Annotated in this window: 19 protein-coding genes; 11 read left to right on the forward strand and 8 right to left on the reverse strand. The window is 63.5% G+C overall.

Translation table 11 applies throughout. The features are described from left to right. Nucleotides 1–153 precede the first annotated feature (153 nt). Genes BRA49_RS07265 through BRA49_RS07280 form a run of 4 tightly spaced genes read right to left on the reverse strand, consistent with a single transcriptional unit; the run spans nt 154 to nt 3,069 of the window. Nucleotides 154–435 carry an ATP cone domain-containing protein gene (locus BRA49_RS07265; RefSeq protein ID WP_292384749.1) on the reverse strand — a complete coding sequence of 94 codons (282 nt, stop codon included), beginning with the start codon at nt 433–435 and terminating at the stop codon, nt 154–156. A 42-nt stretch (nt 436–477) separates the two neighbouring features. Beyond that, nucleotides 478–1,584 (reverse strand): geranylgeranyl reductase family protein, encoded by a 1,107-nt coding sequence (locus BRA49_RS07270; protein ID WP_292384750.1) that lies wholly within the window; start codon nt 1,582–1,584, stop codon nt 478–480. A 40-nt stretch (nt 1,585–1,624) separates the two neighbouring features. Then, nucleotides 1,625–1,858: a DUF3006 domain-containing protein gene (locus BRA49_RS07275; protein ID WP_292384752.1), complete on the reverse strand. Its 234-nt coding sequence runs from the start codon at nt 1,856–1,858 to the stop codon at nt 1,625–1,627. A 2-nt stretch (nt 1,859–1,860) separates the two neighbouring features. Continuing rightward, complete coding sequence (locus BRA49_RS07280; RefSeq protein ID WP_292384754.1) at nt 1,861–3,069, reverse strand: lamin tail domain-containing protein; 1,209 nt, start codon at nt 3,067–3,069, stop codon at nt 1,861–1,863. A 7-nt stretch (nt 3,070–3,076) separates the two neighbouring features. Between BRA49_RS07280 and BRA49_RS07285 the strand changes: the two genes are divergently transcribed. From BRA49_RS07285 to uvsE, 11 genes are all read left to right on the forward strand, one after another. After that, a complete protein-coding gene (locus BRA49_RS07285; RefSeq protein ID WP_292384755.1) occupies nt 3,077–3,274 on the forward strand; it encodes a hypothetical protein in 198 nt (65 codons plus the stop codon). 79 nt (nt 3,275–3,353) lie between these two features. Continuing rightward, a complete protein-coding gene (locus BRA49_RS07290) occupies nt 3,354–4,184 on the forward strand; it encodes a helix-turn-helix transcriptional regulator (protein WP_292384757.1) in 831 nt (276 codons plus the stop codon). A gap of 291 nt (nt 4,185–4,475) precedes the next feature. Continuing rightward, nucleotides 4,476–5,384, forward strand: a complete 909-nt coding sequence (locus tag BRA49_RS07295; RefSeq protein ID WP_292384759.1) for a UbiA family prenyltransferase — start codon at nt 4,476–4,478, stop codon at nt 5,382–5,384. A 744-nt stretch (nt 5,385–6,128) separates the two neighbouring features. Beyond that, nucleotides 6,129–7,025: a hypothetical protein gene (locus BRA49_RS07300; protein WP_292384761.1), complete on the forward strand. Its 897-nt coding sequence runs from the start codon at nt 6,129–6,131 to the stop codon at nt 7,023–7,025. A gap of 49 nt (nt 7,026–7,074) precedes the next feature. Further along, a complete protein-coding gene (locus tag BRA49_RS07305) occupies nt 7,075–8,538 on the forward strand; it encodes a thioredoxin-like domain-containing protein (RefSeq protein ID WP_292384762.1) in 1,464 nt (487 codons plus the stop codon). Nucleotides 8,539–8,619: 81 nt separating this feature from the next. Further along, entirely contained in the window at nt 8,620–9,216 is a 597-nt protein-coding gene (locus BRA49_RS07310; RefSeq protein ID WP_292384764.1) for a fasciclin domain-containing protein, read from the forward strand. A 75-nt stretch (nt 9,217–9,291) separates the two neighbouring features. Further along, on the forward strand, nt 9,292–9,852 hold the full coding sequence (locus BRA49_RS07315) for a nucleotidyltransferase domain-containing protein (protein WP_292384766.1): 561 nt from the start codon (nt 9,292–9,294) through the stop codon (nt 9,850–9,852). Further along, nucleotides 9,839–10,255: a HEPN domain-containing protein gene (locus BRA49_RS07320; RefSeq protein WP_292384768.1), complete on the forward strand. Its 417-nt coding sequence runs from the start codon at nt 9,839–9,841 to the stop codon at nt 10,253–10,255. The genes BRA49_RS07315 and BRA49_RS07320 overlap by 14 nt, the downstream gene beginning before the upstream one ends. A 120-nt stretch (nt 10,256–10,375) precedes the next feature. Continuing rightward, the gene (locus BRA49_RS07325) at nt 10,376–14,167 is read left to right on the forward strand and encodes a bifunctional RecB family nuclease/DEAD/DEAH box helicase (RefSeq protein WP_292384769.1); all 3,792 of its coding nucleotides are present in this window, start codon (nt 10,376–10,378) and stop codon (nt 14,165–14,167) included. A 628-nt stretch (nt 14,168–14,795) separates the two neighbouring features. Further along, nucleotides 14,796–15,680 carry an A/G-specific adenine glycosylase gene (locus tag BRA49_RS07330; RefSeq protein WP_292384771.1) on the forward strand — a complete coding sequence of 295 codons (885 nt, stop codon included), beginning with the start codon at nt 14,796–14,798 and terminating at the stop codon, nt 15,678–15,680. Nucleotides 15,681–15,713: 33 nt separating this feature from the next. Beyond that, complete coding sequence (uvsE, locus tag BRA49_RS07335; RefSeq protein ID WP_292384774.1) at nt 15,714–16,634, forward strand: UV DNA damage repair endonuclease UvsE; 921 nt, start codon at nt 15,714–15,716, stop codon at nt 16,632–16,634. Here the strand turns inward: uvsE and BRA49_RS07340 are convergent. From BRA49_RS07340 to BRA49_RS07355, 4 genes are all read right to left on the reverse strand, one after another. Beyond that, entirely contained in the window at nt 16,624–17,049 is a 426-nt protein-coding gene (locus BRA49_RS07340) for a fasciclin domain-containing protein (RefSeq protein WP_292384776.1), read from the reverse strand. The two genes, uvsE and BRA49_RS07340, sit on opposite strands and share 11 nt — an antisense overlap. Nucleotides 17,050–17,113: 64 nt before the next feature. After that, nucleotides 17,114–17,539 carry a fasciclin domain-containing protein gene (locus BRA49_RS07345; protein WP_292384778.1) on the reverse strand — a complete coding sequence of 142 codons (426 nt, stop codon included), beginning with the start codon at nt 17,537–17,539 and terminating at the stop codon, nt 17,114–17,116. Between the two features lie 69 nt (nt 17,540–17,608). After that, on the reverse strand, nt 17,609–18,043 hold the full coding sequence (locus BRA49_RS07350) for a fasciclin domain-containing protein (RefSeq protein ID WP_292384779.1): 435 nt from the start codon (nt 18,041–18,043) through the stop codon (nt 17,609–17,611). A gap of 33 nt (nt 18,044–18,076) precedes the next feature. Then, nucleotides 18,077–18,523 carry a fasciclin domain-containing protein gene (locus tag BRA49_RS07355; protein WP_292384780.1) on the reverse strand — a complete coding sequence of 149 codons (447 nt, stop codon included), beginning with the start codon at nt 18,521–18,523 and terminating at the stop codon, nt 18,077–18,079. Nucleotides 18,524–18,601: the final 78 nt, after the last annotated feature.

An 18,601-nucleotide genomic window follows, 5' to 3' on the forward strand; every position in this document is an offset into this window, starting at 1 on the left:
GTGGCCGAACTGAAAACGGCCTTTAAGGGATTATTTCCATCACCTGATTTCCGGGCGGCATACGACAATACAAGAGAAATATGAGCGCGGATTGGTAAATATACCTTTGTTCCGGGGAAGGGGGGCTCACCCCCGGGAAGGGGCAAAAAAGGTTCAACGGGCGGGCGACGCTGCGATCGCCGCCGCCCCCCGCTTCTTCACGGCACGGTCGTAGAGAATCCAGTTCTCTTCCCACTCCGGATTCCGGTCATGGAACTGCTCGAGCACCCGCCGCCGGATCTCGCCGGTAGGCATCCCGTCGTAAGCGACCCGTTCGATCGCCTCCCCGATCGCCCGGGCATCCTCCGGCGGTGCGCCTGATTTGAGCGCACTCACGATCACCTTCTCCCGCACGAACGGTTCTCGCCTGCCATCAGCCTTGACAACATCGACCACCTCATACACCTCCAGGTGGTGTCCCGGGTCCGCCCGGGGGTATTAAGACTTACGGTCAGGCCCGTGCCCGGGTCCCCGCACGCCGCCGTAGACGATGACGTTCCTGATGCCCCGGGCCCCGAGCATGCGCATAGCCTGCTCGATGAGGAGGTCGGAGGCGAAGACCCGGTCGGCCATTCTCTTCGTCCCCGCGGCGGCCAGGAGTTCCCGGCCCATCGCCGACCGCCACGCCCGCTCGTAGGCCTCGAGGGGCTCGCCGGCGAGCAGGTGGCGTGCGGTGGCAAGTCCGGCGAGCCGGCCGCAGATCATGGCGGTCGCGATCCCGCCGCCGTTCGAGGCGACGACCTGCCCCGCGGCATCCCCGACGGCGAGGACGTTGCCGCGGACCGTCGTCTGGATGGGACCGGAGACGGGGACGAACCCGGCCTGGACGTCCCGGGCGGCAAACCCATGCTGCGAAAGGAACGCCCGGAGGAGGACGGGGACCGGCGGCGCCGGACGTTGCACGCCGAGCCCGACGTTCGCGCACCCCCGCTTCGGGAAGATCCACGCGTAGCCTCCGGGGGCGACGCGGCTCCCGAAGAAGATCCGGAGGCGGTCGCCGAACTCCCCGTCGACCCGGCAGGTGATGGCGGGGGCGAGGACCGCGCTCCGCTCCATCCCGGCAAAGCGGCAGACCCGGGAGAGTGGGCCGTCTGCAGCGATCACGATCCTGGCTTCGACATCGCCCCGGCTGGTCCGCACCCGGCGCCCCTCCCGGCCGAGGAACGTGGTCTCCGGCGCGAGCGCGGCGCCCGCACGGACGGCCGCATCCGCGAGGTGCCGGTCGAAGGCATCCCGGTCGACGGTATACCCATCGAGATCGAACCCGTACTCCCGGCCCTGCGGGGAGACGGCGATCATGCCCCGGATCGCCCGCCTGACCTGCCCGGGATCGACCGGGAAGAGTTCGTCGAGACCCGGGGCGTTCGGGAGCGCTTCCGCGAGCACCGCAGGGGATGCGTTGAACTCCCCGCAGCAGACGGGGGTGCCGATCTCCTTCTTCCTGTCGATCAGGAGGACGTCGAGCCCCGTCTCCGCCGCGTAGCGTGCGGCGGTGCTGCCGGCGGGGCCTGCACCGACGACGAGGAGATCGCACCGGTCCTGCATCGGTGCTCCCGTAGGAGCAGCGGGATATAAAAGGGTGGGGTTATTGGCCGCTACGACTCTTCAGCCGCGCGATCCGCTCAGCGACCCGCTGCCGGGCCGCCTCGGTCGCCTCGACGTCCCGGCGGACCGTCATCTCCAGGATATCCCCCTCCCGGGCATCGCCGGGGAGGAGGGCGACGGGGAGGGTGAAACGGACCGACTCGTCCTCGCGGAGGAGGAGGACGGCGAGTCCCTCCTCGACCCGGTCGAGGCTGACGCAGAAGGTCGACTCCATCTTCACCCCTCCAGGGTGCTGACGACTGTCCCGTTCGCGTCGGCGAGCGTGGCGGTGTCGCCGTCGTTGTTCCAGACCGCACTCGACCGGCCCCAGTAGAGGTCGGTCGCGGTGTCGTTGCCGCTCCCAGAGTGGACGGTGACATCGGCGCCCGAATCAAGGGTGAAGACCGGGAAGGTGTAGGTGTTCCGCATCCCCTCGTCGGCGATCGTCCAGCCGGTGAGGTCGACCGGCTCCGAAGCCCCGTTCGTGACGGTGACCCATTCCTCCTGGAGGTCAAGCGCCGCGATGGAGACGCGGGTGGCGGCCGCCGTCGGTGCCGGCGTCGCTACCGGGGTCGGGGTCGGGGTCGCAGTCGGAGTCGCCGCCGCAGGCGTCAGGGTGGCGGCCGGGGCCCCACCGGCCGTAACGGAGAGCGTCCGCCCGTCGGTGGCGACGACGACCGTCCCGTCAAGGTCGGTCCGGTAGATCCTCGAGCCCGTTGCCTCGATGCGTTCGACCGCCTCCTCGTGCGGGTGGCCGTAGTCGTTCCCTTCCCCGACATGGATTACGCTGATCGCAGGGCTGACTGCGGCGAGGAAATCGGCCGAAGATCCGTGCTGGCTCGCGTGGTGGCCGACCTTCAGGACATCGGCATTCAGATCGAGCCCCGCCTCCATCATGCTCTCCTCCGCAGGCTTCTCAGCATCGCCCACGAGAAGATAGGAGATGCCACCATAGGTGACCTTCAAGACGACCGAGTCCTGGTTGATGTCGCCGATCGGTTCCGCGGCCGGGTTCAGGACCAGGACCTCAAGGTCGGGGGCGAGGGGAACCGTCTGCCCGCGTTCGGCGGCCGTATACGGTATCCCCTGCTCCTCGACCAGGACAAGCAGGTTCTCATAGGTCGCGGTGGGGTGGACCTGTGCGGCATCGACGAACTCACCGACCGGGAAGGCCGAGATGACGTCGGGAAGCCCGCCGATATGGTCGGAGTGCGCATGAGTCGCCACCACCACATCGAGTCGGTCGACGTTCTGCTCCTTGAGATATGCGACGACACGCTCTCCCATCCCGCGTTCGCCGGCATCGATGAGCATGGCCTTATCGCGGAACAGAAGAAGGGTCGAGTCACCCTGGCCGACGTCGATGAAGTGAACGGCGAGGTCTCCGGAGGTCCCCGGGATGATCTGGGGCTGATCTCCTTTGACGAAGCAGCCGGCAGTGAGCAAACAAGCTATGATGCAGGCACAGAATGCGATGCTGGACAGGTATCTGGGTATGAACGACATGCTGCTCAAGAGGTATCGGACTCCCGGGTATAAGTACGCTGGGGTTTGGCGGAAAAACATTCAAAAGGGAGATTCACCGGGGGTAGACGGCCCATTCCAGATACGCGGCCAACCACCAGAGGAGGAGATAGAAGGCGCCGGATAAGGAAACGCACAGGATAGAAAGGGTGCGCAGGAATAGAAAGGGTGATATGTGTCGACCGGCACCTCTTATCTGTAAGAGCATGAAAGAGACAGCCCCTCTCAAGATCTACAATGAGTTCCACGGCGACATTCAGGCGATCTTTCGGTCGAGACTGCTGACGCAGATACTGCTTGTCCTCGGGGACGGGACCAAACCTCTCTCGGTCCTTCGTGATGTCACGGGGAGTTCGTCGCAAGCGCTCATCCCAAAGATCCGGCAGCTCGAGGCCTTGCATTACGTCGAGTCGGTGCGGGGCGACTACGCGCTCACCCCTATGGGCAGGCTCGTCGAACCGGAGATTGGGCGGCTTGCGGCGCTTATGGGGGTATTCCAGCGTCATCGGGAGTTCTGGGTCGAGCACGAGATCGAGGGCATACCACCCGGTTCCCTGATAGAGATAGCCCATCTGTACAATGCGGAAGTGATAAGGGACGTTGAGGAGGATATCTTCGCCGTGTACGCAACTTTTTTGAGCATACTCAAGAAAGCTTCGTGGATCCACGGTGTATCGTCGGTTATGAGCCCGGTCCATGCAAATGTGATTACAGAGGCAATTCTGGACGGGAAAGAGGTTGAACTCATCGTCTCCCAGGAACTTGCTCCCAGACTGATCGATGAGCAGTATAGCGCTCTGCGGAGGGCTGTAAATGGACATACCAATTTCAGAATATACATCTCCTCCGAGCCAATCCGCCTTGGGATGACGGTGACTGACGCATATCTATCGTTAGGCCTGTATAAATATGATACGAACTCCTATGATGCCGCCACGGACTTCGTCAGCACCGACACGGCGGCGGTTGCCTGGGGCGAGCGACTCTTCAAGCGCTATAAATCGACCGCCAGAATACTGCAAGTGTCCCCGGAATAACCTATTTTTCGATCTCCAATATCCGGCGACCGACTGAGATCCGTGGTAGCGTGATCGCTCCACGGCCGGCCAGGGATAACAGATCTTCTCGAATACAGCCATCCCCCTCAAGTACCGTTACTACCGGCCAGGGACAAGCCGGAACAGAGTGTGACCACTCAAGGTAGCGGAGGTACACCTCGCATGCTCACGCAATCTCTCCGGAGCACCGCGCTCAGGCACCCGCATTAATCGAACTGATGAATCTTCATCATCGTAAGAAATGTTCACATCATTTATCACAAATAATTCATGTTCAGATTCGTCAATCAAACCGACCTGATTCAATCAATCTTCCAGGCCTCCATCCACTTCATCGTGTACAGCTCCCTGTACCTCTCTGTCGCAGGAGCGGCGATGGTATACATTTCATGCCTCCTGCAGGGCCTCCCCTTCGACCCGGTTGCCGCAGTAATAGTAATGCTCGGCACGTTTGCCATTTACAACCTCAACCGCAAGACCGACGAGGACGAAGACGCCATAAACCACACCGAACGGTATGTTTTCACAGAAAATTACGGATCCATCCTCTTTTGTTCGGCAGTCGGCACCTACGCCCTTGCCCTCTGTTTCTCAGCTCTCCAGGGGTTCGGCAGCCTTCTGATCGCTGTGGTCCCCCTGGCTGCCGGGATTGTCTACAGCGTACCCCTCTTTCCCGCTCGGTTCGGCTTCCGGCGATTGAAAGAAATACCCGTCATGAAAAGCCTTGTTGTCGCATTCTCCTGGGCCGTTCCCCCGGCCCTTCTGCCGGTCTGTCACGCCGCCCTTCCCGCGGGCATCGCCACCAGCACCGTCGGTGTCTTTCTCTTTTTCCTGGTCTTCTTGAACACAGTAGTTTTTGATGCCAGGGATGTGGAAGGTGACGCGGCATCGGGCGTCAGGACGATCCCGACAATCCTTGGTATCCGAAGGACACTCCATCTCCTGACAGGTATTAACCTGACCATCGGGGTCGCCCTGGTACTCATCAGCAGAACTCTCCCGGGATCCAGCACGGCATTGATACTGGCATCAGGCATAGCCTACGCTCAGGGATACATTCTGTGCTTCGAGCAACTTGTAAAGGAGAAACTCCTCTTCGAGCTGCTTGCAGATGGACAATTCATCATGCTGGGCAGCGCCCTCTACCTGCTCACCCTCGCAATGCCGTCTCTGGTATGATTCAACGCTGCTCCGCCACTCTACCCCTATTTTTCGAGTTCTCCGTAGCAGCACTGCTCTAAAACGCCCTTTAACACAGATAACCTTTAACACAGATAAAGAGGCCGGGCTCCGGCCCCCGAGATTTTTAATCGTGGTGATGAATATTCACCGGCGCAATAAATGTCTGGCAGCCCGAGAGCATCTTATAGTACGACAATGAAGTTACTCAACAACATCGATCCGCTGAAGAGTAACACCGGCACCCAGTATTACGGACCATCGGATCCGGAGACTCCGGGCCGGGACGGCGGTAGCGTGTACGAGCTCTCAACAGACGGGTTAACGCAGGAAAACGAGGAGAAGCCACGACGCTTTGAATGTGTTTCATGCATGTACTATGAACCTGGGCGGGTTTACTGCACGTACATCCATACACCTATATCGATCCTGTTCGTCTGCCCGCAGACCCTCGATAACCGCAGGTAACTCCCGGATTTCAGCCAATCCGTGGCCTGCACGGCCTCCCGTCCTTCACCGCAACACGACAGGCCTTGCATACATCCGTATGCTACAAGAGCGACCGGGAAGACCTGATCACAGACGAAGACCATACCGATCCTGTTCGGCGCAAGGTTGCCGGTTGCGAGGAACCAGGAAATATGTCCGAAGCCAGGGCCGATGGAAAATCGGTCACGCCGGGGTGAGGACCATCCGACCCCCAACACTTTTGTATCACTTGCGCTATGGCGTAGCCTGAACGCCATGCCAGGTGCAGACTACATATACCCAAACGTCACGGAACTGGCCCGGCGGGGCGGGCTCCTGGAACGCTGGCACCTCGCTGAACCGCTCGGGTGCACGTACATAGAGATTCCCGCAGACTTCGTCAAGAACAGGACCGAGGTGGAACGAACCGGACAGGAGATCGGCTCCATGCTCACCCGATCGTCTATCGAGCACCTGTACGAGCAGGACCGGGACCTCCCGGGCTCCCTCAGCTACGTCATCCATACCGAACCGGCCATCCCGCGGAGAGACCAGCACGGCCGGCAGGTGACGGCGGCGCTGCGGTGGCACGACGCGGACTGGGTGGGCGCTTTCTCGGACATGCTTCTCGAGATCGAGGATTTTCTTGGCATCCCCCCTGATATCATCGAGATCCACCCCGGCGACCGGAAGAATACCCATGCCGCTATCGTCGCGGCGATGCATACCCTGATCGTCGCCCACTGGGACGCGTTCGGCGTGGAACCGCTGGTGCTGGTCGAGAACCACAAGGATCAGGGCGTCTCCACCGGGAGCCGGATCCAGGCATTCTGGGCTACGCTCAAGAACCTCCACCCCGAGATCGCCGGCCTCGCCGGGATAGCGCTCGACCCCTGGCACCTTTATTCCGCCGCGAGAGAGGAGTTCCCCGGATCGCTCGGCGAGATTCCGGCCGAGGCGTTGCGGGCCTTTCATATCCATAACAACCTCAATTTGCCGTCGATGAACGACGCGATACCCTGGCGGGAGGTATTCCGGGTGATCAGCAGGATCCCGGAGACGCCCCGCATCAAACCCGTTGTCTACCAGAAGAGCAGGGTTGCCGGAGCGATCGCCTTCTGCGACGAACTGCTCGCCGCACTGCAGCCGGTGATCGCAGCGCCGCCGGCGTAACTCACCCGGATCGCGAAGGTTCATAATCCCGGACAACCAGGGGTGCCACATGAAACCGATAACGGCCCCCGATCTCCCCGCAGGTCTGGAGTGGTTCAACGTCGACCACCCCCCCTCCATCCGCGACTTCTGCGGCAGGGTGGTGCTGCTCGCGTTCCAGACGTTCGCCTGTTCAAACTGCATGCGGCTGGCGCCGGAGGTCCGGCGCCTCAGGGACGAGCACCCGAACCTGGTGGTCATCGAGGTCCATTCCCCCGATCTAGAGTCAGGTGCCGCCACCGGGAACATCCGGGAGGCGATTCGCCGTGCCGGAGCGGATTACCCCGTTGCCATCGACCCCGCCTGGCTGCTCAGGCGGGCCTTCGGGGTCCGGGACTGGCCGACCTTCGTCCTCATCGACCCGGCGGGAAACCTGGTTGGAAAGACCGCCGGAGAGGGGCTCTACGAGCGGCTCAGCCCGAAGATTGACCGGCTCACCCGCGAGTTCGAGCAGCGCGGCCAGCTTGAGAAGGGACCGTTGCAGTCCGGGGCCACACTCGAGACGGAACGGGAAGGGACCCTCTATCGGCCCGGCAAAATTGCAGCGGACAACCCGGGGATGCGGCTTTTTGTGAGCGATACCGGCCACCACCGGATTGTCGTCGCCGACGGAGACGGCAAAGTTCTGGAGACGATCGGCTCCGGGACCGCCGGAGACGCCGACGGGGGATTCGGTGAGGCGGCGTTCTATCTGCCGGAAGGCCTCGTCTTCGACGAAGAGACGGGCATCCTCTACGTTGCAGACACCGGAAACCACACGATCCGGCAGGTCACCTGGCCCGACCGGAGGGTGATAACGATCGCCGGGACGGGGCTCGCGGCCCCCTCACCCGGCGAAGGCGGACCGGGCACCAGTGTAGCGCTGAACGCGCCAAGGGACCTCGCGCTGCTCGGGGGTCACCTCTACGTCGCGATGGCCGGGACAAACCAGATCTGGCGGATGGATCTTGCGACCCGCGAGATTGAGCCGTACGCCGGGTCGAGCCGGGAGGGCCTGGTCGACGGGCCGCTTCATGAGGCCGCCTTCGCCGGGCCCTCCGGGATCGTCACCGACGGCGAGGCACTCTACGTGGCTGACGCCGAGGCGTCGGCGATCCGCCGCATAAAGCGGGGCATGGTCGAGACGCCCATCGGGCACTCCCTCGAGGACTTCGGTGACCTCGATACCATCGCTCGCATGGCACGCATCAACCACCCGGTGGGCGTAGCCTACCGGAACGACTCGATCTACATCGCCGATACTTACAACCACAAGATCAAAGAGTTCAATCCGGCCACCGGCTGGGTCCTCACCGTCGTCGGGAGCGGCGACCGCGGCGACCGGGACGGGCTCTCGGGGGACGCACGCCTGAACGGGCCGGGGGGTCTCGCGGACTTCAGAGGACTCTGGTACATCGCCGATACCGGCAACCACGCCATCAGGGTCTATGACCCGGTCCGTCACGTGGTCTCGACCATGGTGCTCTGGAAGTAGGAATGCCCGGATTCTCTCCCGGGCTCCGGAGACCAATGTTTTATCTAGATGAAGGGAGGAGAAAGTCTCCAGAAGGGGACCATGCGAACAGATTATACGCTCATCATAACCGCCCTGGCCGTCGCGGCGGTGCTCGCCTGCGGTTGCACAGCCCCACCGGGAGACGGAACCCTGAACCGGACGAACAGCACGCCGGCCGGCGAGAGCCTGCCGATCGACGAGGTGCTGGGCCGGGACGGCAACTTCTCGACGCTCATCGACGCCATCAAGTTAGCCGGGCTTCAGGGGATCTTCACCGGCCCGGGCCCCTACACGGTCTTTGCGCCCACCAATGAGGCTTTCGACCGGTTGCCGGACGCCGTGATGGAGGACCTCCTCGGCGATCCGAAGGGCCACCTCGCCGAGGTCCTGCTCTACCACGTGGCCCCGGGCAGGCATACGGCAGCCGGTATCGCGGAGAACGATACCCTCGCAACCGTGCAGGGCAGCCCGCTTGCCGTCGACGCCGCCGGCGGCGAGGTGACGGTGAACGGTGTGAAACTGCTCCGGGCCGACATTCCGGCCTCAAACGGTGTCATTCACGTCATCGGTACGGTCATGCTCCCGCCGGACGTGCCCCTGCCGGAGGGGACGGCGGTGGTGGAAGAAACCGGCAATACGACGAACGCGACCGGGTGAGAGGGCTGACCCGGCTCCCTCCTTCCGCGCCGGAATAGTATACAATATATATACGATAGTATACAATATGTATTCGTGCTCGAACGGCTCATCCCCTCTAAGACCCGGGTGAAACTCCTCACTCTCTTCCTTCTGAACCCGGAACGCGAGATCTACCTGCGAGAGGCGCAGCGGATGACCGGGGAGAACCTCAACGCTGTCCGGCGGGAACTCACGAACCTCGAAGAGATCGGCCTCCTGATAAGCACCCGCCGTGGTAATGCGCGGTACTACGTGGTAAACAGGGATTTTCCGATCTACAACGAGTTGACCGCCATCATCCTCAAGACCGAAGGAGTGGCAAAGGTCGTACGAGAACACCTCGCTGGCGTCGGCGGCGTCGATACCGTCTTCATTTTTGGCTCCTTTGCCAGCGGAAAGGCCGGTGCGGCAAGCGACATCGACCTCTTCGTCGTCGGGCATGTTGATGAAGACCTCCTGATGGCCGCCGTCCGGGAGGCAGAAGCAGCACTTGGAAGAGAGATAAACTATGTTCTCTTCCCGAGAGAGGAGATGGATCAAAGAATCGCCGAGGGCGATCCGTTCGTCGTGAATGTGCTCAATGAACCAAGGGTGATGCTGATTGACAAAAAGTGAAGACCTGGAGCGACAGGGGCTGATCCGGAAACTCCCCCCGGATCCAAAGGCAGTGGAGAACGCTATCGCTCTGGCACACAGAGATGTAGCGGTTGCGAGAAACGCCCTTACCAGCAACGCCGATTGGGCATATACGATCGCTTATAACGCCATGTTACAGGCCGCAAGGGCGCTTATGTTCTCGAAGGGCTACCGCCCGGCAGGAAACAATCAGCATGCCACGGTGGTCCGCTTTTCCGGGCAATTCCTCGACGCTGAAACGGTGGATGTTCTTGATCGGATGCGAAGGAGGCGACATATCGTGGTCTATGACATGGCGGGCACGGTCTCAAAACTGGAGGCAGAAAACGCCGTTTCTCGCGCCGAATCATTCCTCAGTGCCGTTGAGGATCTTCTTCGTTGACGGGGATCTCGACCTGTTTCCCATATCTCGTCCAGATAGCAAAAAAGCCCGAATACCAACCATTTTCCCGCGGCGGCACAAACAGGTGAGTCATTACGGGGGCTTTCCCCGGGTTCTTCCATGCCCCGCTTCAACCTCAGTCCGTCGCTCATCGGCTGGTTCTTCTACCACGACTGCGAGCGCTACCTCCGCTACCACGCGACTCCCGAGCAGGAGCGGGAAGCGGCCGGCATCCCGGCGGTCGCGACCGACCGGAGCCCGGTGACGCAGGCCCTCCTCGCGGCGGGCATCCGGTGGGAGGAGGAGGTGGTCCGGACAAAACTCACGGGCCGCGTCCGGGTCCCGGACGGGACGGGGCCACTCTCCGGGCGGTCGTTCTCTATCGAGGAGAGTTTCAACCTCCTCCCCCGCCTCACCCCGGGGGAGGTGCTCTACCAGTCTACCATCCCGGTCTCGGTCCACTTTCTCCGGAACTATGGCCTCAACCCGGACCTGCACCGGTTCTCCCCCTGCCGCCCCGACCTGATCCGGTTCGGGGAGGGGAGCGACGGGGAGCCGGCCCTCTCGGTCATCGACATCAAGGCGAGTGAGGACCTCAGCGTCAGCCACCGGATCCAGGCGACGCTCTACGCCCTGATCCTCGACCACGCCCTCACCCTCCTCGGGATCGATCTCCCGGTGGACCTCGACCGGGCGGGGATCTGGCTCTACGGCGAGGACGAGCCGGAAACGTTTCGCCTGCACCTGAATGTCCGGGTGATCGAGGACTTCTTCCGCCACCGGATCCCGGGCGTTTTTGCCGGCCCGGCGGCGGACGTTCCCTGGCACATCACCTCGCGGTGTGAGTCCTGCGAGTTCTACCCCCACTGCCGGCACGAGGCGGAGACGACCGGTTCGGTCTCGCAGATCCCCGGCCTCTCCTCCGTCGGGCGGCGTTACCTCCGGGAGGCCGCGTGGAACGGCGGCCGTCCCATCAACACGCTCGATGACCTCGCGGGGTTCCTTTCGGATCCCGAGAGCGACCGCTGTCTCGACGGCTGCGGATCGCTCGCCGGCCGGGGAGACCGCCTGCGGGAGACGGTCCGGGCGATCCGGACAGGCGAGGTCGTCCCCCTCGCCGCGACGTCGCTCGCCCTCCCGATCTTCGAGGACGTCGGGCTTGTCCTCACACTCCAGAAGGACCCCGTCTCCGGCCGGGTCTACGCCCTCGGCTTCCGGCGAAACAGGGGCAATGCGGTCTATGGGACCCCATCGCGCGAGGAAATCTTCATCGCGGCAGACGAGGGCGACTGCGACCGCATACGGCGGGAGTTCGTCCGTGCGCTCGCCGCGGAACTCAGCGCCGTCGATGAGTACAACCAGGACCGGGAGTGGGCCGACAAAAAGTCGGTCCAGACCTACGTCTACGACACCTACGAGGAGGACCTCTTCACCCGGCTGATCGTCAAGGCGATCGAGGACCCCGCGACGGCGGAGGACGCCCTCCGGCTCCGGTTCTACTACCAGGACCCCGGCATCGCCACGGGATCCGCCCACCCATCAGGCTCGGTCCCGTTCCCGCTCGTCGTCCTGACCCGCGAGATCAGGCGGCTCCTCGCGCTCCCGGTCCCGTTCACCCTCCGGATGCCGGAGGTCCTCGCGGCCATTCCCTCCTCCCGCTTCGCCTACCGGCTCAACGCGGGCGACCTCTTCTGGAACGAGCAGAGCAACGCCATGAAGAGCGATGCCGTCATCATGGCCTGGAGCGGGAGCCAGCCGGAGGCTGCGGACTGGATCCGGCAGGAGGTCTCGCGAAGGCTGATCGCGGCAGGCAGCATCCTCGACGGGCTCCGTGAGCGGGTGAAAGGCAACCTCGTCCGCTGGGCGGAGAACTTCCGGTTCCCGCGGCCGTGGGATGCCGAAACGCCGGAGATCTCCCGCCTCCTCTTCATCGCGGAGTACGAGTCGGCCGTGGGTGCGCAGAAGGTCCAGGAGATGCGGAGCAGGCCGCGGGACGCCGGGGTCCGGGACGGGATCAGCATCCCTCTCAGGAAGAGCGAGGGGAACTTCTGGAAGGTCCTCGCCCCCCTCGACCTCGCGCTCTTCGAGCAGTCGCAGGTCTTCAGTTACCTCCTGGTTCGGGACGACGACGCCGGAAGGGAGGCGCAGCTCTCCTTTGAGGACGCCCGCTACCGGGCGAGCATGAACCCCGGCAGGAGCGGGGCCTGCTTTGCGATGGTCCGCGACAGCATCGTCGACCGGAAGGCCGGGCTGGTCAGGGGGCTCGTCCTCGAGGTGACCTACGGCCAGGGGTTCCCGCCCTTCGAGGAGGGCGACCTCGCGGTGCTGCACCCCCGGTTCACGGACTTCACGGTAGAGCGCGCCGTCGAGCGCCTCCTCGACCTCGACGCTCAGCCGGGGAACGCGTTCATCCGCCTCCTCCGCGACCCGCGGGGCTTTGCCGTCCCGGTCAGGGAGCGCGAGGAGGTCGTCTGCGATGCGGAACGGCTCGCCCGTGACTCGGGGTTCACGAAGAGCCAGGAGCGGGCGTTCCGGCAGGTGCTGGAGAACCGGCTCACGCTGGTCTGGGGGCCGCCGGGGACCGGAAAGACGCATTTTCTCGCGAACGCTCTCCTCTCGCTCGTCAAAGCCCGGCGGGTGCATGGGGAACAGGTCAGGATCGGGGTGACGGCGTTCACCCACGCCGCCATCGAGAACCTGCTCGTCAAGGTCCAGGAGTCCGTCGGCGAGTTCGGGCTGGACACGGATCTTGCGATCTACAAGTTGAAGGGCACCCGGACCGCGAGGGGCGAGCGGAGCCTAGAAGCCCTCCCCCACGAGCGGGCCGATACCGTCGTCGGCTGCCCGTCGCTCCTTCTTGGGGGGACTGTCCACAGTTTCGGCAAACTCGAGAAGTCCCTCCCCTCTCTTGACCTCCTGATCGTCGACGAGGCGTCGCAGATGCGGCCAGCGGAACTCGCGATGGTCCTCTCGGTGCTCGGCCGCGAGGGGAGGCTCGTCCTTGCCGGGGACGACCTGCAGCTCCCCCCGGTCGTCCAGGGGGCCTACCCCCCGCCGGAGGACGGCCTCCCCGGCCTCGAGGACTCGATCTTTGCCTACCTCCGCCACCGCGACGATGCCGTCCGGCCGGCCTACACCTGCCAGCTCCAGGAGAACTGGCGGATGAACCGGACCCTCTCGCGGTTCGCGGCCGAGACCCTCTACGGGCCCGGATACGCCCCGGCGACCGATGCGGTCGGCGGCCGGCATATCGCCCTCGCGGAGGGGGCGGCGGAGGAGTACATAGAGTGGGTCCTCGACCCGGCCTATCCCCTGGTCCTCTGCGTCCTCGAGAACGTCCGGACGACAGTTGAGAACCGGATCGAGGCGGGGCTCGCCGCCCGGCTCGCCTGCACCCTCCGGGAGCGGCTCATCGACCCCGACACGGGCCGGCCCTACCCTGCGGGGGGCGACGGCGACGCCCGCTTCTGGCAGCACGGCCTCTTCATCGTCAGCCCGCACCACGCCCAGATCGGCGCCGTCCAGGAGAGCCTCGCCCGCGAGCGGGCCTGGGAGTCCCGGCCGTTCGTCGATACCGTCGATAAGATGCAGGGCCAGGAGGCGGAGGCGGTCATCGTCAGCTACGGCGTGAGCGACGTCGAGACCGCCCTCGCGGAGGCGGAGTTCATCTACAGCAGGAACCGCCTGAACGTCTCGTTGACCCGGAGCCGGGCGAAGTGCGTCGTCTTCCTCCCCCGGCCGCTGCTCGAGCCTCCGCTCGACCTCGTCGGAGACGAGACGGCGGCGGCGGGGCTCGAGCACATGCTCGACCTCCAGGAGTTCTGCCGGACCCACGGGGAGATGCGGACGTTCTCCCTTGATGGGGAGGCGGAAGGGGTCCGGCTCACGGTGATGCGGGCGCAGATAGAGTGAAGAAATTCCGAAAAAGCAATCTCCCAATATTTTGAGCCGTTCAGAGGTTTTCAGCAGATTTTCTCCCCACGTGTCCTGATATAGTGGACCGTGATGGCTATCGCCACGGGGGGAACGACGCTCCGCAGGAGCGGAGTTCGAGCACCGAAGGTGCGAAGTGGGGCTGACGGGGAGTGCGATGGGCGGAACGCCCGGAGCTCGAGCACCCGAAGGGTGCGGAGTGCGAGCGAAGCGAGCTTGAGCACCGTTAGGTGCGAGGGGGTCTCCCCCTCCCCTGTCTCAACCCCACCCTAATCCGCACTTCTCGTCAACCCCACCCCGCCCGGCCTCCGGCCTCCTCAGTCGCACCTGCGGTGCTCCAATTCCTGCCGTTCCGGCAGTCGTTCCCAGCCCCAGGGGGCAGGGGCAGTGCGTGGCGATAGGCGACGTTCCGGTAGGGACGACTGTCCGTAGGACAGGAGTTTGAGAAGCCATCAGGCTTCGAGGAACGGAGCTCGAGCACCGGCAGGTGCATAGTCCGATGGAAATCCGTGCCAGGTGTTGCAATGGCATAAACACAACCCACGCAATTCAAGAGGCCCACACCCCCCGCCCAACCTATTTCCCCCTGTCAGACAAACCAGATGGTGTGATCGGCAGCCTCGACCCCGACCAGAACGACCTCGAACGGCGAATCCTCGCAGAGACCCGCGAGCACGGGCCCACCCCGGAGGCCGTCCGCCTCTTTCGCGACCTCATCCTCTCGCACTTCCGCACCCACGGCCGCGACCTCCCCTGGCGGCGCACCACCGACCCCTACCGGATCCTGGTCTCCGAGATCATGCTCCAGCAGACGCAGGTCGAGCGGGTCGCCGTGAAGTACCGCGAGTTTCTCGAACAGTTCCCGGACTTCGGGAGCCTTGCCGGTGCCCCCAGAAGCGAGGTCCTCCTCGCCTGGCAGGGCATGGGCTACAATCGCCGGGCGCTCGCGCTCCAGAGGACTGCACAGCGGGTCGTCGAGGAGTACGGCGGCCGGCTCCCCGCCGACGTCGAGACGCTCGCGACCTTCCCCGGCATCGGGAAGGCGACCGCGGCGGCCATCTGCGCATACGCCTTCAACACGCCGGTCGTCTACATCGAGACGAACATCCGCCGGGTCTTCATCCACTTCTTCTTCCAGGACCGCGAGGGGGTCAGGGACGACGAGATCCTCCCGCTCGTGGAGCGGGCCCTTTACCGCGAGAACCCGCGGGAGTGGTATAGCGCCCTGATGGATTACGGAACGGTCTTGAAGAAGCGGACGGCGAATCCCAACCGGCGGAGCGCATCATACTCCCGGCAGAGCAGATTCGAGGGCTCCGACCGGCAGGTGCGCGGAAGGCTCCTCGCCCTCGTCCTCGAGGAGGGTTCGGTCACGGAGACGGAAGCGGCCGCCCGGACCGGGGAAGAGCCCGAACGGGTGAAGCGGATCCTCGCCGACCTCGCCCGGGAAGGGTTCGTCGCCGAGAGTGGGAGTACCTACACCTGCCGGTAAGATTGATGCCGGGCGGGCGCCACCCCTGAAGGGATGAAGATCGGCTACCCGTGCATCAACCGGAGCATCGGCTGCTCCAGCGGCCGCACGTTCCGGCTCGCCTCCTACTCCGACGAGCGGCTGATAACGACCGTCCGGGAAAACCTCCGCTGTCTTGACGCGATCCTCCGCTTCAACCTCGCATCGGACCTCCTCTTCTTCAGGATCACCTCCGACCTCGTCCCGTTCGGGTCGCACCCGGTCTGCACCGCCCCGTGGGAGGAGATCTTCGCCGGCGAGTTTATGGCGCTCGGCCGGTTCATCACCGACCACGGGATGCGGATCTCGATGCACCCCGACCAGTTCGTCATCATCAACGCAAAAGACCCGGAGATCATCGGCCGGAGCGTCGCGGAGCTCCGCTACCACGCCAGAGTCCTCGACGCCCTGCACCTCGATGCAACGGCAAAGATCCAGATCCACGTCGGCGGCGTCTACGGCGATAAGGAGGCCGCGATGGAGCGGTTCTGCCGCGAATACGCCCATCTTGACGAGAGCATCCTCCGCCGGCTTGTCGTCGAGAACGACGACTCCCGCTACACCCTTGCCGACTGCCTCCGCATCCACGACGAGACCGGCATTCCCGTGCTCTTTGACTTCTTCCACCATACCGTCAACCCCTCCGGAGAAGGGGTGGCAGAGGCGGTCGAGCGATCCGGCGCGACCTGGCGGTCGCCCGACGGCATCCTGATGGTCGACTACAGCACCGCGATGCCCGGCGGACGGCGGGGCCGGCACACAGAGAGCCTTGACGCTGCCGATTTCGCGGAGTTCCTCAGCCGGACCGGACCGGCGGATATGGACATCATGCTCGAGATCAAGGATAAAGAAAAGAGCGCTCTCGCCGCCGTCGGGATTGCCCGCCATGACGGGCGGTTCCGCCGGCCGGAAGAGCAAGATCCGGTCAGGGCGTGACGATCTCGATCGTCGGCGGGACGAGCGCTGATGCGATCGCGTGGCAGATGCCGTTCGTGCAGACCGCGTCGGTCTCGACAAGCGGGACGCTGTTGACGGTGATGCCCCTATCCGATGACCGGAAGACGAGGTCCGTCCCGAGGCTCGACCTGATGGCGGCAATGTTCCGGAGATCCTCCGAGGTGAGGTGTCCCGGCACGACGTGGTAACTCACGATCAGGAGAAGTTTATCCGGATCCTGCCGGATTTCGTCCATCCGCGCTTGCGGGACCCTTGAGAATGCCTCGTTCGTCGGGACAAAGACCGTGAACGGCCCCTGCTCCCGGAGCATCGGCTCCATGCCCGCAATTCGGACCAGCTCGAGGAAGACGCTGAGGCCCTCGGAGTCTTCCAGGGTTTCGATGATGTTCTTCATACTGCTCTCTCCACCTGCCCCAGTCGTGCGCCGGGATATTTAAACGTTCTCACGGGGTCCAGCCTTACGGAGCAGCTGCCCTGACGACGGGCGGCAGGAGCAGGGTGTAGATCGCGTGACAGATGCCGTTTGTGCACCACGCATCGGACTCCACGAGCGGCACGTTGTTGACCACCACCCCCTCCGGGGCAATGTCAACGGTCAGGTCCCCTCCCTGGAGCGACCGCAGGGTCCGTATGCCGAGGAGGTCTATCATGGAGTGCACCCCCGGGACGATATGGTAGTTCAAAACATCGACGAGCCGGTCGGCGTCCCCCCGAATCGCGTCAAATTCCGACCGGGGTATCACCCGAAGCGCATCGTCGTCCGGGGCAAAGATCGTATACGGCCCTCCGGTGCTCAACCGCTCTTCCATGCCGGCTGCCTGTATGAGGTCGAGAAACGTGGCAAACGACCCGGATTCCTGCAGGGTTGCGAGGATGCTCTTCATGCGGACCAACTTTCGGCGGGAGTATATATAAGTGCGGATGGTTCCGCGACGGGCGTGATCTCCCCCGGCTCACACCAGCCTTTTGACCCGTGCCTCGACCGCTCGCGGCAGGAGCACCCTATCGACGATGTGGTAGATGCCGTTTGTGCACTCGATGTCGGGCTGGATTACGGTGGCGTCGTTTAACTGCAACGCCGTGATGGGCCCCGTTATATCCAGGAAATCTCCCTGGAGAGTCTCGATAGCCTCCAGCTGTGCGAGCTCATGCACGGTGAGTTTGCCCTGGACAACGTGGTACCTGATCATACCCGTGAGCCTCTCCCGGTCCCCCATGATAGCGTCCAGCATCGTCCAGGGGAACTCGGAATACGCCTCTTCGATCGGGAAGAAGGCCGTATACTCGCCCTCTCCCTGAAGGGTCTCCGCTATCCCTCCGACCTGCACCATCCGAACAGAAGTGCTTAACCGGCTGTCTTCCCGGGCTGTCTCAAATATGCTCTTCACGCTTGATCCTCCGGGAGCGCCCCGAACCCGGGCTCACTGGCTCGCTGCCGTGTAGGCCTCGAAAGCCTGGGAGAGCGTCACGAAGGGAACGCCGTCAAGGACGTGGATGATCCCGTTCTCCGCCTCGATGTTCCCCTCGAGCACGATGGCCTCGTCCACCTGCGTTCCCTGGTCGGTCTTCCTGACCATGATGGGATTGCCTTCGACCGTCTGCACGACGTTCTTTGAGAGCAGCGCGTCGAGCGTGCATTTATGATTGCCGATTGTGAAGAAGTCGATGAGGTGGGAGAGCATCTGTTTGTCGTTTAAGATCATCGCCCGGTTCGACTCGGGGATCGCGTCCCATGCCGAATCGACCGGGGCAAAGAACGTCATGGGCCCTTCGCCCTGCAGCGCCGTATCTTCGCCGAGGGTCTGAATGATCTCGACGAGCCGGGTGAACCTTCCATCATTCTTCAAGGTATCAAGGATCTTCGCCATACGGGGTTACCTCCTTCCAGGGGCTCTTCGTGGTATGTTATCGTATATATTGATTATTATATCCTCAAAAATATGAAA

The sequence above is a fragment of the Methanoculleus sp. UBA430 genome (genome assembly GCF_002506585.1).
Classification (GTDB): Archaea; Halobacteriota; Methanomicrobia; order Methanomicrobiales; family Methanoculleaceae; genus Methanoculleus.